Origin of the sequence: Gardnerella sp. DNF00983 (assembly GCF_049244265.1) — a bacterium.
Lineage (GTDB): Bacteria > Actinomycetota > Actinomycetes > Actinomycetales > Bifidobacteriaceae > Bifidobacterium > Bifidobacterium vaginale_J.
Genome location: NZ_CP058392.1, coordinates 1,256,847 through 1,273,028 on the forward strand (window position 1 = coordinate 1,256,847; position 16,182 = coordinate 1,273,028).

A 16,182-nucleotide genomic window follows, 5' to 3' on the forward strand; every position below is an offset into this window, starting at 1 on the left:
ATTCTGCAATTTCGCTTGTCTGCAAACCTACTTCGCTTGTTGCAAATCCGCTTCTTGCTTAGCAATATCTTTACGCTGGAAAATTAAAGAGCCGATCAAGCCGATTAGTAACGCAACTATTACGCCCAGGTTTGCACCAGCCCAGCTACTTGATTTTCCGCCAACAAACCAAAGCAAATAACCTTGCCATGTAAGCCATTTCGCTGCAGAGTTTACGACCAAACCCCATCCAACAATCGTTCCAACGCAAAGAATCGCAAAAGCTTTAACATTCCAAGCACCGTAGCGACCTTCCGGCTTATACAAGTCCTCAGTGCAATAATCTTTTTTTCGAACAAGCACATCCGTAGTAAACATTCCAGCCCAAACAGCCATCGGCACTCCCAAAGTCGTTAAGAAGCCCTGGAATGGTCCAATAAATGTGTCGGAGAAGAACGTGACATAAACAACGCCAAGAGTAGTTAGAATTGCAGTAATAATTGCTGCAACAGTTCGAGGAATACGTATTCCAAAAGATAGCAACGCAAGACCGTTTGAATAATTGTCCATAATTGCTCCAGACATAAGTCCTAGAACCGCTACGATCGTGTACGGAATCAAATACCACGCTGGCAAGATTGCAGCAATTGCTCCAATCGGGTCGTTTCCAACGTTTTGAGCTAATTTCATATTAGAAGCTGCAAGTAGAAGACCGTAGAAAATTAGGAACACGTTTGCAATTGACGCTCCAAAAGTAGTCCAAAAAACGATTCCGCTATTTGAAGATTTTCTAGGCAAGTATCTAGAGTAATCAGCCGCAACATTAACCCAGCCTATGCCGAATCCTGTCATAACGAAGAAGCAGCAACCGAGCATTGCAGGAAGAGATCCGTTTGGAATTTTGCCAATCGCATCAAAGTTTATGTGTCCCCAGCCTAGTACGAAGAATCCAAGAGTGATTATTCCCGTTACAATTGTTATAACTTGCTGGCACTTCATAATTAAGTCGTAGCCGTAAATTCCAACAATTACAATTAATCCAACTACGATGATTGTGCTCACGATTTTAACACTCGTGCCACTACCCAAGCCGATCTTTTCTGCGGCTGTTGCCATTGCAAGAACGGCAGTTATTGCTAGAGAAATCTCCCATCCGAGCGTCGCAATCCAACTTAGTGCTGCTGGAATGTTTGCTCCACGTACGCCGAACGTTGCGCGAGTCAATACCATTGTTGGAGCGTTTCCACGTTTGCCAGCTATTGAAATCACTCCAACCAGCAGGAATGACACAATTACGCCGATTATTGTCATCAACGTTGCTTGCCAGAAGGATATTGCAAAACCAAGCGCCCACGCTCCGTACGACATTGCAAATACGGAAATATTCGCTGCAAACCATGGCCAGAATAGGCTTGATGGCGTTCCTTTGCGCTCGCTTTCGCTGATTGTGTCTATGCCTTGTTCCTCAATGCTTAAGGAACTTTGGGTTTGTTGAGCTTTAGCTTCATCTACTTTAGCTTTACTCATTGTTTCACCTAGTTTCTTTTTTAGGTTGATTTGCTTGTCTTTACACAACGTAAGAAAAGTTAACAAATGTTGGTATTAATAAACATTTGTTTTAATAAAATCTTCTATCTCCTTTTTCGTAGGGCACGTTGCAGGCCCGTATTTGGTAACAGCAATGGCTGCCGCAGCGTTCGCATACAAAACTGCTTGCTTAAGCGTCATTTTGTAACCTATTGACGCCGCAAGTACGCCAGTGTGCGCATCGCCAGCTCCATTCGTATCTACTGCTTTTACTTGAAAACCTTTAATATGCTCGGCTTCTTTGCCTAAATCACACACCCAAGCTCCGCAAGATCCTGCATGAACGATGAGCGGAGCTTTTAGCGCACGCTGTAAACGCTCAATTTTGTATTTTGTAAGTTGATTATTAGTTTCGTCAGTAAAGTTTTTGTTATCAGCATCTTTGCTTTCGTCAGCATCTTCGCTGCCATCATCTTCAATTTCGCCATTTCCCCAAGCGTTAAGCCTTTTTGCTAAAATCTCAGCTTCTCTAGCATTACACAACCAAATTGGCGCGTAGTCAATCAAAGCTTTTAAATCTTCATCTGAAATATTTGCAATCATTGGCGACGCATCAAAAATCGCTGTAAACCGGCGCTTATGTTTATCAAAAGAACTCTCTAAAGCACTACTACCTAAACCGTTACTACCTAAACCGTTACTACCTAAACCGCTACTACCTAAACCGCTACTACCTAAACCGCACAAACCGCTTGTTCTTAGCATAAACCGCAAAAGCGCGCGTTTTATAGGACTTACAAACGTGTATCCGCTAATGTACACAACATCTTGCGGATTTGGGTTTACTAAGTCAAAAGCATGCTCGTCACCACTAGTTTCCGCACCTTTAGTAGATATAAAAGTTCGCTCTGCGCTTTTATCCGTAAGAGCTATACAAAATCCTGAATCAAGCATGGAATTTTTTGTGCCAATATGCGAAATATGTGCTTCGTTTAAAGCTTTAGAAATAATATTTGCAAAATAGCCTTCACCCAAAACGCCAGCCCATTGCGCTTTAGCTCCCATTTGACTTGCAGCAAATAGCATGTTGTAACTTGCACCAGCGCTCATACTATACGAGTTTGCAAATATGTCTTCACCAGGCTTAGGAACAGAGCTAACTTTCATAGTTACGTCTACGATAATTTGGCCAAGCGAGATTACTTGCGGCACTACCAAACTTGCTTTTTCATTCAAGCTTATGTTTGATTTGTACATTGCAATCGCCTCTAAAAGCTACTATGCAGCATATTCTCTACTTTTCTCAATCTTCTAATTTTTTCTAATTAAGCACAAAGCATACACCATCTTTTCTACGTCGTAGCAGTGATCGACTCGCAAATTCTCTAAAACGCGTTCTCGTATTTTTGCATCGAATACTTGCGAACCGTATTTTGAACCCAACATCGCAGAGCACATTGCAGCAATCGTATCGGTATCTCCGCCAATCGATGCTGCAAAACACGCAGCTTTGGTTGGTTCATTCGCAAAGCGAGTTGCAATTGCGAAAGCTGCAGCTACGGATTCATTAGCTTCAACACTTGTACCACAATCATTTTGGAGTATTTCCGCAAATTCTTCGTCACTAACAGATGCGAAACTCAACTCTTCAGCTTTTTTAGTGAAAAATTCGACCCTACTTATAACGCTTGCTTTTGCACTCCAATTGCCATATTTTGGAAGCGATTTTACGAATTTTATTGCTTCTTTAAGCGGATTCTCGCAACCTTCAATACCTAAACTCACTGCCGCAGCAATAAGAGTTGTAGATTCAATTCCTTGAGTCGTATTGTGAGTAATTAAGCATGATTTTCTGGCTGCATTAGCGAGAGATTCACCTGGTTTGAAAGCAATGCCAATTGGCGTCGCACGCATTGCACCACCATTAGTTGTGCCAAATTTGCCTGTTTCTTCAGGACTTACTCCATTTACAAGTGCTTTTAAAGCTGACTTAGTTGACGGTCCCAGCAAATCCAAGGAACCTTTTTCGCGCATTGCATCTTCCCAATCTAAAAGATTTTGCGCATACTTGTTGTTGTCAATATTGCCATTATCTGCGATTATGCGTTCAGCAAGTAAAAAAGCTTGCTCAGTATCATCAGTTACGGAACCTGCTTTCATATTTGGCGCGATTGGCTGCTGACTTACAGCATCCATTAATCTTGTAATTGGACCGCCATAAAAACGGCGTATGCTTTGAGCGCTCATACTTTGAGTTGGCATTCCAAGCGCATCGCCTATAGCAAGACCAACAATAGCTCCAAACGCGCGATTATATGTTTCACTTTGCTCAAGATTGATTGATGCGTTCATCATAAGTATATTTTATGCTTTAGCAAACACAATTTTAAAAGCACTTGGGCTATAAGATAAACGCAACTAGCAAAAATAATCGCAACTAAAAGCAACTAAGCGCAAATATCAAAATCAGACTTCAGCTTCAGCGTCTGTAATCTCGCGCACTTGCTCAACATTAGCTTTGAGCATATCTTTTAGCGCGTCAACTGAGTCAAAAGCCTGTTGCGGACGCAAGAAACTAGCAAACTCAATGCAAACGCGATGCCCGTACAAGTCTTTCCAATCGTCGAACAATCCGTAAGCTTCAACAGTGCGCTCTGCATCTTCTTCGCCATCTTTATTAAATGTTGGCTTAGTTCCAATAGAAATCGCAGCAGGCCAACGCCACGGAGAATGAACGCCTAAATGAAGCTCATCACGACGCAAAACACTCACATCTGGAACAGCATTTTTCGATGGCCTGACATCGTTCTTATTGTCAGCATCTAAATCAACAACCCAACCTGCATACACGCCATCAACTGGCACATAGCCTTCAATTTTTTCGCCAAGATTTACTGTTGGGAATCCAATCTCGCGCCCACGCTCGTCTCCATGAACTACTGTTCCTTCAACGCGATGCGGCTGATCCAAAATTTCACGCGCTTCTTTGACTCGACCAGTAGCCAACATCCAGCGCACATTTGTAGAGCTCCAAGCACGCACTTTCTTATTTGGCATGCTCTTACTCCAAGCACGATATTCAGCTTTATTCATGCCCTCAGAAGGATCTTTAGGATCTCCAGGCTCCTGTGGAACTTCATGAACAATAGGATCAGGCACGCGAACGTCATCTGGACCCAAATCCTCTACTTCAATAAGCTCAAAAACTCCAGTTGCTTGAGACAACTCGCGAATTGCTTTGATATCACCAGCACGACGAGCACCAAGCGCAGCATCAGAGCCAAGAACTAATGCTCGCATACCGAGCTTTCCAACAAGCTGGCCTAAGAAGAAACGGTACGATTTTGCAGCAAAAGCAAGGCTGTAGCGCACAATCACAACATGATCAACATCCAACTGCGACATCACGCGCAAACGTTGACGCACGCTTGTAAGAGCATCCGGATCGTCCGGAAGTTTAGAATTAACGTCGCCAAAATCATCGTATAAATCAGGATTAGCATGCACTACGCTTGGACGTGGATCAAACATAATCACTACTGAAAACGCTCCATGACGATGCGCAAGATCCACAGTACGACGAATAACCTCGCGATGACCTTTGTGCATACCGTCGAATACGCCAATGGTAACAACCGCTTTACGCTCCGCACTTAACGTTGGCCAATTAATCATGCCGTTGGCATCTGGTCGAATGTCGATGACCTTCATGATATCCTTACTATCCGCGTTCAAGCATTACTCAAGCAAACTACGCAAATTACGCAATTCGTTATTTTAAATACTTATCTAGTTTACCAGTCTTCTCGCTTGCCGGAAATACCACAATTGGTTTGATTTGATTACTTTTTATATTTTTTGTCAATTCAACTACTGCAACAACGTCACATTCCGCAGTATTTGCGTTTGGAACGTACGCTATTGCAGGATAATTTTCGTAATTTATGCCAGATTTAAGCTCAATCCAGCGCCCAAAACGCAAGTCTTTAGCTTGATTTTCATCAATGCTTAAAGTTGGAAGCGAATACGAAGCTGCATCCATCATATTTAAGCAAATTTTAGGAAGCATATTATTTGCGTCAAAATCGTCACTAGGAACTGCTTTTGAGCGATGCTGCAATACTCCATTGCGATCAGTAAATTCTCGCATTTGAGCGCGAAGTTTAAGAACTCGCGAATCAGTAACCGAAAAATCACCAACGCTAGTGCGACGAAGCTGAATAAGATGCCCACCAACTCCTAGTAAGCGACCTAAATCGCGAGCTAAAGCGCGAATATATGTTCCACTACTGCAAGAAACTTTTGCAGATATATCGCATACGAGTTTCCCACTCACTCCCCTAGTAATTCGAGGATTGCTCACTGAAAAATCACTAACAAATATCTCTCTAGGAGCAATCTCTACTGATTTTCCTTCGCGCGCTAAATCATAAGCTCGTTGACCATTAATTTTAATAGCAGAAAAAGCAGTAGGAGCTTGCATAATTTTGCCTACTAAATTTTCGCTAACAACTTGCTTAATTCGCTCAAAAGACAGTTGCTTTTCAAAAGACAGTGAACTTTCAAAAGACGTGTCGCTATTAGCAACATGAACCCCCGGACCTATATTTAATGCGTCATCCGGAAGAATCTCACCTTCTGCGTCATCAGTAGTAGTTGCTTCTCCTAAGCGGATTACTGCTTCGTAGGTTTTATTGTGCCCCAACATGTAATTTAAAAGTCGCGTTGCGTTGCCAAAACCTATGATTAGCAATCCTGTTGCCATAGGATCAAGCGTCCCTGCGTGACCAACTCGCTTTGTATGCAACAAATGACGAGCGCACGCAACAATATCGTGACTTGTAACACCTTGCGGCTTATCTACAAGCAGTAATCCTGAATCTGGTATGCACATAAGTTAAATCTAGCTACTATACGATTCACATTGAGTTTGCTTTGAGATTTAATTGTTGTCAGACGATTCAGACGTGTCTTCAAAGTCGTCGCTTTCAAAGGCATCGTCCTCTTCAAAGTCATCGTCGTCGTCAAAGTCATCGTCAGATTCTTCAACTTCGCGCGGCTTCTTATACGGATCGACATCGCCAGCATACTTAGCATTTTCACGCAACTTAGCTAATTCTTCATCACGATGACGAGCTGCAACAAGAATATCCTCAATTTCGTGCGCTTCAGAAGGCACTTCGTCATAAATGAATTTCAATTGAGGAGTCAAACGCAATCCAGCTTTTGCACCGACCAAAGAGCGCAGTCGGCCGTGAGCCTGCTGCAAAGCTTGTGCTGCACGCTGACGCTCGCCCTGCTCTTTGCCTTCGTGACCAAGTTGAGTCCAGTAGACCTTTGCAATTTGCAAATCGTTCGTAACGCGCACTTCCGTAATAGTCACACTCGCCAAACGCTTATCGTGCAAATGCGATTCCATATTAGAAGCGATTACGCGCTGAATTAATGCTGCAATACGTGCAGCTCTAGGATTCGTTCCTGCCATAATTACTTGCGCTCAATCTGCTTCATTTCAAAGGTTTCGATTATATCGCCAAGCTCAATGTCGTTGAAGCTGCCGAGGTTAACACCAGCTTCGTAACCTTCGCTAACGGATTGCACGTCATCCTTAAACCTACGCAAGCTGGAAATCTCCAGATCGTTGACTGTAGCAACGCCGTCGCGCAAAATACGGCACTTCGTACCGCGCTTGACTTCGCCGTCTTGGACCATAACACCAGCAATATTGCCGAACTTGGAAGAACGGAAGATTTCGCGAATTTCGGAATGCGAAGTAACAACTTCTTCGAATTCTGGCTTAAGCATACCCTTCAAAGCAGCTTCGATATCTTCGATTGCCTTGTAAATAACCGAGTAGTACTTAACTTCCACGCCTTCACGGTCTGCCAAATCAGCAACCTGACGGTTTGGACGCACGTTGAAGCCAATAATCACAGCCTTATCGACAGTTGCCAAGTTCACATCATTTTGAGTAATTGCACCAACACCGCGGTGAATAACCTGGATTCCAACTTCTTCAGAAACCTCAATCTTCATCAAGGAATCTTCCAAAGCCTCAACAGAACCGGAAGAATCACCCTTAATAACAATGTTCAGCATGTCAACTTCAGACTTAGCGAACTGTTCCTTAAGGCTTTCAAGAGACACAACCTTGCGGCGCTTTGCAAGCTGAGCCGCACGCTCTGTAGCTGCACGCTTTTCAGCAATTTGACGAGCAGAACGGTCGTCCGAAGTAACCAAGAACAAGTCGCCAGCAGTTGGAACAGAAGTCAAACCAAGCACCTGAACAGGAGTGGAAGGAGCCGCATCCTGCAAATGCTTGCCGTTCTCATCGAGCATAGCGCGCACACGACCATAAGAAGTGCCAGCAACAATAGAATCACCAACGTGAAGAGTACCTTGCTGCACAAGAACAGTAGCAACAGCACCGCGACCCTTATCGAGTCGAGCTTCGATAGTTGCACCGCGAGCATCCATATTTGGATTTGCCTTAGGATCAAGCTCAGCATCAGCAGTCAACAACACAGCTTCAAGAAGCTTATCGACGTTCGTGCCCTGCTTTGCGGAAATATCCACAAACATGGTGTCGCCACCGTATTCTTCAGCAACTAAACCGTATTCTGTAAGCTGACCGCGAACCTTATCTGGGTTAGCACCTTCAACATCAATCTTGTTCACAGCCACAACAATTGGCACATGAGCAGCTTGAGCGTGGTTAATAGCTTCAACAGTCTGAGGCATCACGCCGTCGTCTGCTGCAACAACAAGAATTGCAACGTCTGTAAGCTCAGCACCGCGAGCACGCATAGCAGTAAACGCTTCGTGGCCTGGAGTATCGAGGAACGTAATCTTACGAGGCTTTCCTTCAAGATTTACAGTTACTTGATAAGCACCGATGCGCTGAGTAATGCCACCTGCTTCGCGATCGATAACATTCGACTTACGAATAGTATCGAGCAAGCGAGTTTTACCGTGATCGACGTGACCCATAACAGTTACTACAGGCGGACGAGATTGCAAATCGTCATCTTCTTGCAGCTCTTCTTCGTCCAAATCGATGTCAAACTGCTGCAAAAGCTCTTTATCTTCTTCTTCAGCAGAAACAATGCTGATATTCCAGCCGATTTCTTCACCCAAAATTTGGAATGTTGATTCATCCAAAGATTGTGTAGCTGTTGCCATCTCACCCAAGTGGAAGAGAACAGTTACCAAAGCTGCTGGATTTACATCAATCTTTTCTGCTAAATCAGAAAGAGTTGCGCCTTGACGCAAGCGAATCGTAGCGCCGTTACCAGAAGGAATACGCACGCCGCCAATCACTGGTGCTTTAAGCTCTTCGTATTCACGACGTTTCGCTAAGCGATTCTTACGAGCCTTAGAAGATTTACCACCTTGACGACCGAATGCGCCTGCAGCTCCTGCGCGACCGCGACCGCCGCCACGCGATGGACCACCATTAGGTGCACCTGCTGCAGCAGCCTGGAAGCTAGCTCCTTGAGATGCAAAACGAGATTCTGCAGATGGGCGAGAAGATGCACCAGAGCCTGCACCTGCGCCACCTTGACCGCGACGCTGACCCGACCACTGCGATGAGCGTGCGCCACCTTGACCAGAGCGACCGCCACGTGAGCGACCACCGCGTTCTGCACGTTCACCACGCGAACCTTGAGCTCCAGCGCCAGCTTGACCCGGACGACCACCGCGACCATTTTCAGCGCCAGGACGAGACATCGGATGAGGACGTGGAATATCTCCAGGTGTAGGAGCACGCATGCCTTGCTTACGGCTAAACGGATTATTGCCAGGACGTGGAGCAGATGCGCCTGCACCTTGCGCATTCTGGTGCGGACGAGGGCGAGGAGGCATTTGAGAACGATCTGAGTGAGATTGACCTTGAGCTTGCTGTCGAGATTCGCCGCGATTATCACGATTATCGCGATTCTCATTGCGACGATCATTTTTCCTATTTTCGCCGGCAGCAGCATTAGGACGGGAAGTATTGTTTGAGCGAGTATGATTTGCACCCGGCTTTGGAGCAGAATGAGAAGCTGCGTTATGCACAGGCTTGTTAGCAGAAGAGTCAGCTACAGAATCACTGTGTGACGAATCTTTAGCTTGAGGCTTAGCTTGCGGCTTAGCTTTTGGTGCAGCAGGCTTACTTGCACTAGATGCCTTTTCGGACTTATTTCCGTCAGATGCTAATACTGTTTGCAAACGACGGACTACTGGAGCCTCAACTGTTGAAGAAGCAGACTTAACAAATTCGCCCATGCTTTTCAAACGCTCCAACACGGTTTTACTGTCTACACCAAATTCTTTGGCCAGTTCATACACGCGCTTTTTAACCACTCAGTGTTCTCCTCTGTCTGTGGCAGCGCTAGTACACGCGACCACTTTACATTATTGCGAGCTTATTATTTATTATCGTGCGATATATCATCGTGCGACCATGATCTTATACCTCGTCTCCCGCCGGACGATGGCTATTGCCTTTCGCCCAGATTCCAGCTTTTAGCATACTCGAAACGTTGGATTGGCTCGAGTGTCGCTAAATGCCACGTAAGAGACTACTTTATTTGCACACCGCTAATAAAATAAACAATCAAGAAGTGCTAAACATTGCGGAAATATCAATCCAAAACAATATTCAGCACTTCTCAATAACAATCTATTCAGCAGCAGATGCGTTATTATTCAAATCAGCTGAAGCAGGCTGCGCATTTTGCGCTTGAGCTGCAGCAACCTTCTTAGCATGCTCTTCTGCAGACTCAATACCAATCTTCCAACCAGTCAACTTTGCAGCTAAACGAGCGTTCTGACCTTCTTTGCCAATAGCAAGAGAAAGCTGAGCATCATGAATAAAAGCAACTGCAGTTTGGTTCTTTTCGCTCACTACTTGCACTTGTGTGGCAGTAGCAGGCGAAAGAGCAGCAGCAACAAACTTTGCTGGATCAGATGACCAATCGACAATATCAATCTTCTCTTGACCCAAGTTTTCCATTACAGCACGCACGCGTGAACCGCCAGGACCAATTAAAGCACCCTTTGGATTCACGCCTTCAGTATTAGCTCTAACGGCAATCTTTGTGCGAGCGCCAGCTTCACGCGCAATCGACATAATAGAAACTGCTCCAGAAACAAGTTCCGGCACTTCTCGCTCAAAAAGACGACGAACTAATTCAGGATGCGAACGTGAAACAACAATTTCCGGACCGCGCAAACCACGAGCAACATTTACAACATATACGCGAATACGCTCGCCATGGCGGTAACGCTCACCTGGAACCTGCTCGCGACGAGGCAAAATAGCTTCAACGTCTCCAACAGCAACGTGGATATTAGTGTTATCTTTTGCGTCTTGCTGAATAATGCCGTTAATAAGCTTTCCTTTTTGACCAGAAAACGCACCAAATACGCGGTCATCTTCAGCTTTACGGAAAATTTGACTAATAACTTGACGAGCTGTCGCAGCAGCTAAACGACCAAAATCACGCGGAGTATCGTCATACTCCTCTCCCAGCGTTGGAGCTGGATACGGGTTATCTTCAGTAGGTTTACCAGGAATTTCATCCCTAGCCCACACAGTAAACGAACCTGCACGTTCGTCCAATTCAACTCGCACATGCTTTGCAGGATGAGCGGTTTTCATATACGCAAGACGCAAGGCCTCGGCGAGTGCCTCGTCCAGCTCCTCGGCATTAATCCCCTGCTGTGCCGCAAGCTGATGCATTCCCGCCAAATCCAATTCCATCGCGCACGTCCTCTCGTTATAACGCATTAATTTATGATTATTAATTGTAACTATTAAAGCACACTTATTTTTTCTTCTAATAATAGTTAGCTTTAATTGTTGCAGACTTAAAACAAATACCAAATTAATAAATCGATATTGGTCACAGTCAGTGGCTATTTTAGTAGATTATGCAGACACTTTATGTTTTGTTAAATGATATGCGCAAACGAGTAAAACGCAGTATTGCCAGAGCACTCGTGCTTCTTATATGCGTTTTAATATCTCCACTTCTAACAGCTTGCGGAACATTACAAAACATTCACGTCGAACATACTGTTCACACAGCAGCTCCAGAAAATGCGTGTGCTAAAGCATACAGGCTTGCGCAAAAAAGGCAGCGCGAAATCAAGAAGAACCAAAATAACATATCCACTAAGGATTTAGGAACCACAGCAAAATATTGGAAAACTGTCGCTCAACAATGCCCGGGAAGATTAAGCGAAAGCATTGTATACAGCACGCAAGCTCAATGGGAAATGCTTTCGAAGAAAAATAGTGACGAAAATTCAAATAATGTAAGCAATAAAAGCGGAAACGAAAACGGAAACGAAAGCTCAGAAAATACAAAAACTACAACAGCGCAACAAATGGAGCACGATTCATACGCGAATCTTATAGAAGTAATAAATCATTACAAAGACTTCAAATGGACACATCAACCCTTAGCTCAAGCTGCAGAAGCTGAAGACAAACTTGCTTTTATTTTACAAACACTAGCAGCGAGAAAAGAGCAAAATATAGCATTGGAATACAGCGATATGGCGTCAACAAACGCTCAAACTCTTATGCGAGCTGCAGGAGAAGGAACAGACTTGCGCAAAAAAGTTTACGATATTCCTCAAGAGGCGTTAGAAAGCGGAAAAACGCATGATTCAGCAAGCGGAAAAGATCTGCCGATTGCTGCTATAGCTTATATGGATTGCGCTAGAGAAGAGCTAGATGCTTTTAATCAAGTAATAGTTATTGAAGAAAATAAAACTAAAAGCGCAGCAAAAAGCAATAACAACGAAGCAGGATACGAATACTCTGCAGTTCAAGCGAATAATGTTTTTAAGGATGCGATAATAAAACTAATCACTTCGCGATTATTACGCGCCTACGCATTCGGCTACCCAGCGGACTCAAATTTAATTTTGAAAAATTAAATCAAAAACATCAACTTCACAAAGCGAATAGCATTCAACGTATTAATAAACGTATTAATACGTATTAATAAAACTGTATAATTGCAAAGACGCATGAAACTTGTTGTTATGCTATTTCATAACACAAAATAGTTGTAAAAAACACAAGATTGATCGCTCATATCACCAAAATACACGTCAAGACTCTACATATTGGGAGACAATAATGGTGACTATGAAAAAAGCAATAACTGCTTGTTTAGCCACTGTCATGTTGTTAGGCTGCGCCTCATGTGGTTCAGGCTCCACAAACTTTGGGGAAAAAGCAACGCTCAGTGTTCTAGCACCTGAAAAATTGATGAAAAAAGGTGGCTGGATTCAAACTATGGAAGATGCTTTTAGCAAAGAAAATCCAGAAGTTTCGTTTAAGAATACGCCTATAAAGCAATTCGATACTCCATTTGTTACTCCAGAAGGTAAGAATGCGCCAAAAATTTCAGCTGATGTTTTTCTGTATCCAAGCGCTATCACTGTTTTTTTGGCAAAGAAAGGTATTGCTGGCAAGTTAAGTAAACAAAGCGAACAACAGCTTAAAAAACAGAATCCTGATCCGTTACTTAACTCTGTATTAAGCGATGGCAAGTATTATGGTGTGCCATACACAAGTAATGCTTGGTTCATGTATTACGACAAGTCTAAGCTTTCAAAAAACGATGTGAAGTCTTTGAATACCATGTTGACAAAGCAGAAAGTTGCAATCAATCTACAAGACGACGATGTTCTTTCAAGCTTCTATTTTGATTCATGCATTACGCTTGGTTATTCTAAACCAGGAATGAATACAGTAAGTAGCGCAAACTTTGGAGAAAATTGTTACACTGTTACTAAATTCCTTGCGGATCTTGTTAAGCACAAAAACTTTATTAATGCCGTAAGCAGTACAGGAATTGAAGCACTAAGAAAAGGCAAGGTAGCAGCCTATTTCTCTGGAATTTGGGAAGCTGATGAAGTCAAGAAGATTTTAGGTAAAAACTTTGCAGCTGCACCATTCCCTACAGTTCGCACAGATTTAACTACTGATCCTGAACATACTGCTCCTGTAATCGAATATCAATTGAAACAAAACATAGACTCTCAAGCTATTGGTTATAACGCAAAGTCTAAGCATCGCGAGCTAGCAGAAAAATTTGCAGCATTCCTTGGCTCAACTGAATCTCAGAAAAAAGCGTATGAATTGCAAAAAATTGTGCCAAGCGATAAGTCGTTAAAGAGCTTTGTTGCTAACGATCCTGCAGCAAGTACTCAAATGCAAACTGTAGAAGAAGCTTCAATAAATCAACCACTTAGCAATTTTGATCTTTTTAGTGTTTCATACGGTTTCTACAGACTAGAGGATTCGTTATACGATAAGACTCTTGATGAAAACAACATATACGAACTACTTAATTATATGCAAGAAAATGCAACTGAGTATATTGACCGTAAATTAGAATACCAAGCGAATAATAAGTAGTCTTATACAGCAAATCTTACGTATATAAACAAATAGAAATAATCAAACTAATTAACTGTATTAACGATTAAATAACTTTAGCGTATTGTTATAAAACTTATACTAAACGTTATTTATTCAATGAACGAAAGAAGCTATTATGAAGCGTTTTACTAAAGCACTTCTAACCTTCGCATGTGCTGCAAGCATTGTAATAGGAATCCCTACTTGTGCATATGCAGAAGAATATGCCTACTCTGGTGATGTAAAGCCGAATGTTATCACAACTATGATGCATCGTGGAAAAGCCGAAGAAGAAAAGTATTGGATGGGTCAAAATGATACTGCAAAAATTAGTAATGTAAAAGTTACAGATATTAAAGCTCACAGCGCAAAAATCTCCTTTGACTATGAACTATTTAATGTTAAAGATCTTAAAAAGATATCATTCATAGTTTATGTAAGAAAATTCTCAAAGATAATGATAACGTCGCATAGTCTTCGACAATATGCAAAATCTTTCAATGCTGGCGATGTTGACCCTGATACTGAAAATAACGATAAAGAAAATAAAGATAAAGATAAAGATAAAAAGAAGGATTCCGAAAAAGAATATTACAAAATAGAAGAAGAAAATACACCGTTCTCTAGAAAAGATCCAGCCAGCGGATACGTTCGCGGAGTAGATTACTATAGCTACGGCTTACCGGATAAACTTCCAACAGAGAAAAAAGGACATGCGACAGTTGAAGTCGCCACTATGCCAGCGACTAAATACACAAATACGCAAGGCCTGGGCGATATAGATAAGCTGGTTCGCGTTGAAAACGGCAAAATTACGAAGCCTATTAAGCCGTTTATTGACTCAACCTCACTTGCGCATTGGATGGCAGATAGACTCAGTCTACAAAACGGCACTTTAGACAAACCAATAGATATTGATGTTAGCTCTACTTACGTAGGTCTTCACGCGGATTATAAGAACGGCAGTGCAATCTACTTCAACAACAATGCTGTGCAAGTGCCAACATTTACGACTTTGAAAGACGATTCGGATTCGCATGGTCAACTTGGCAATAACGGCGATAATAACACTGCAGAAAATGCGTCAGCGAATTCTAACGCAATAACGCAGTTGCAGCGTGCTTTCAATCGAAACCCAGTGGTATTTACTATTGTCACTGTGTTGGTGATATTGCTTGTTGCAATATGCGTTGTGCTATTAGTAAGACGCAGCCTTTCCAAGAAGAAGGCAATTGCCAATGAAAAGCCGCTAACAGCTGAAGAAACAGCTGAAAAAACAGCTGAAACTAGCGAAACTGAAACTAGCGAAACTGAAGGAGCTGCAGAATCTACTGCAACTGTAGAATCTACAGAATCTACAGAAACGCTTTCAGCAAGCGAGCAATCAGAAGTCTAAATTAGCTACACTGCTCAATAACAAGTAATAATCCAAGAAAGGCCTACTATGCAATAGCTAGCAGGCCTCTTTTATATTCAACATAAATAGGAAAATATGTGCTCATAAAGTAGCTATACAAGAAAAACGTATTTTTTGTACATTGAATGTATGATTTTTTGTACATTGGATGTACAAAAACTACAATATGCGCATATTGTGTTATGCGCAAGTAACACTAAATTCCGTTTTTTCGCTACTGGTGCAGTTGGCGCTCGCGCAGATTACGCGCTCACTTACGAAACTCGCGTTGCCTTAGCGCGCTACGCTCTATGTGCGAAGGCAGGTCGTCGTGCGCGCAGTCACCATCTGCACCAGTAACGAAAAACGGCAGAAACTTTACGCGCGTGTAAAATAAAGGTCGCTTGCGCACTAAAAAACGACCAAAACTGTGCAGCGGTGTACAGTTTATGCCGCTTGCCAGCCAGATTCCGACCAAAACTTTACAGCGGTGTACAGTTTATGCCGCCTACGAGCTGAAAAACGACCAAAACTGTGCAGCCGCGTACAGTTTATGCCGCCTACGAGCTGTGCTGCGCTCAAGCAGGTCGTCAGCGCACACCAAACACAACCTAGTTTCTAAAACACAGCCACACAAACCTGCCCCGCCTGCGTCAATAAAGACGCAGGCAGACCTCGCTTGCGTTGAAATACACTAATCTGCCCTGCCTTCGTCAATAAAGACGCAGGCAGACCTCGCTTGCGTTGGAATACACCAGTCTGCCCTGCCTTCGTCAATAGAGACGAAGGCAGACCGAGCTTTCACTGAAAGTGCACTGCACTTTCAGTTTTGAGAAAGCTCGGCAGA

Annotated in this window: 11 protein-coding genes; 3 read left to right on the forward strand and 8 right to left on the reverse strand. The window is 43.1% G+C overall.

From position 1 onward, the window contains the following. Positions 1-27: 27 nt before the first annotated feature. From HXT34_RS04800 to nusA, 8 genes are all read right to left on the reverse strand, one after another. The gene (locus tag HXT34_RS04800; protein WP_421784639.1) at positions 28-1,506 is read right to left on the reverse strand and encodes a purine-cytosine permease family protein; all 1,479 of its coding nucleotides are present in this window, start codon (positions 1,504-1,506) and stop codon (positions 28-30) included. Between the two features lie 75 nt (positions 1,507-1,581). Beyond that, positions 1,582-2,763, reverse strand: a complete 1,182-nt coding sequence (locus HXT34_RS04805) for a PfkB family carbohydrate kinase (protein ID WP_421784641.1) — start codon at positions 2,761-2,763, stop codon at positions 1,582-1,584. A gap of 54 nt (positions 2,764-2,817) precedes the next feature. After that, the gene (locus HXT34_RS04810) at positions 2,818-3,861 is read right to left on the reverse strand and encodes an ADP-ribosylglycohydrolase family protein (protein ID WP_421784643.1); all 1,044 of its coding nucleotides are present in this window, start codon (positions 3,859-3,861) and stop codon (positions 2,818-2,820) included. Positions 3,862-3,972: 111 nt separating this feature from the next. After that, on the reverse strand, positions 3,973-5,217 hold the full coding sequence (ribF, locus tag HXT34_RS04815; RefSeq protein ID WP_421784645.1) for a bifunctional riboflavin kinase/FMN adenylyltransferase: 1,245 nt from the start codon (positions 5,215-5,217) through the stop codon (positions 3,973-3,975). Between the two features lie 61 nt (positions 5,218-5,278). Further along, positions 5,279-6,400, reverse strand: a complete 1,122-nt coding sequence (locus HXT34_RS04820; protein WP_421784647.1) for a tRNA pseudouridine synthase B — start codon at positions 6,398-6,400, stop codon at positions 5,279-5,281. A gap of 48 nt (positions 6,401-6,448) precedes the next feature. After that, positions 6,449-6,991, reverse strand: a complete 543-nt coding sequence (gene rbfA / locus HXT34_RS04825) for a 30S ribosome-binding factor RbfA (protein WP_419398903.1) — start codon at positions 6,989-6,991, stop codon at positions 6,449-6,451. Between the two features lie 2 nt (positions 6,992-6,993). Further along, the gene (gene infB / locus HXT34_RS04830; protein ID WP_421784650.1) at positions 6,994-9,855 is read right to left on the reverse strand and encodes a translation initiation factor IF-2; all 2,862 of its coding nucleotides are present in this window, start codon (positions 9,853-9,855) and stop codon (positions 6,994-6,996) included. Between the two features lie 319 nt (positions 9,856-10,174). Beyond that, positions 10,175-11,257 (reverse strand): transcription termination factor NusA, encoded by a 1,083-nt coding sequence (gene nusA / locus HXT34_RS04835; protein ID WP_012913832.1) that lies wholly within the window; start codon positions 11,255-11,257, stop codon positions 10,175-10,177. Between the two features lie 170 nt (positions 11,258-11,427). Between nusA and HXT34_RS04840 the strand changes: the two genes are divergently transcribed. The 3 genes from HXT34_RS04840 to HXT34_RS04850 all read left to right on the forward strand — a co-directional run bounded on the left by HXT34_RS04840 (position 11,428) and on the right by HXT34_RS04850 (position 15,335). After that, positions 11,428-12,444 (forward strand): hypothetical protein, encoded by a 1,017-nt coding sequence (locus tag HXT34_RS04840; protein ID WP_421784652.1) that lies wholly within the window; start codon positions 11,428-11,430, stop codon positions 12,442-12,444. A 337-nt stretch (positions 12,445-12,781) separates the two neighbouring features. Further along, on the forward strand, positions 12,782-13,936 hold the full coding sequence (locus HXT34_RS04845; protein WP_421784654.1) for an extracellular solute-binding protein: 1,155 nt from the start codon (positions 12,782-12,784) through the stop codon (positions 13,934-13,936). Between the two features lie 139 nt (positions 13,937-14,075). Next, positions 14,076-15,335, forward strand: coding sequence for a hypothetical protein (locus HXT34_RS04850; protein ID WP_421784656.1), 1,260 nt, complete (start codon positions 14,076-14,078; stop codon positions 15,333-15,335). Positions 15,336-16,182: the final 847 nt, after the last annotated feature.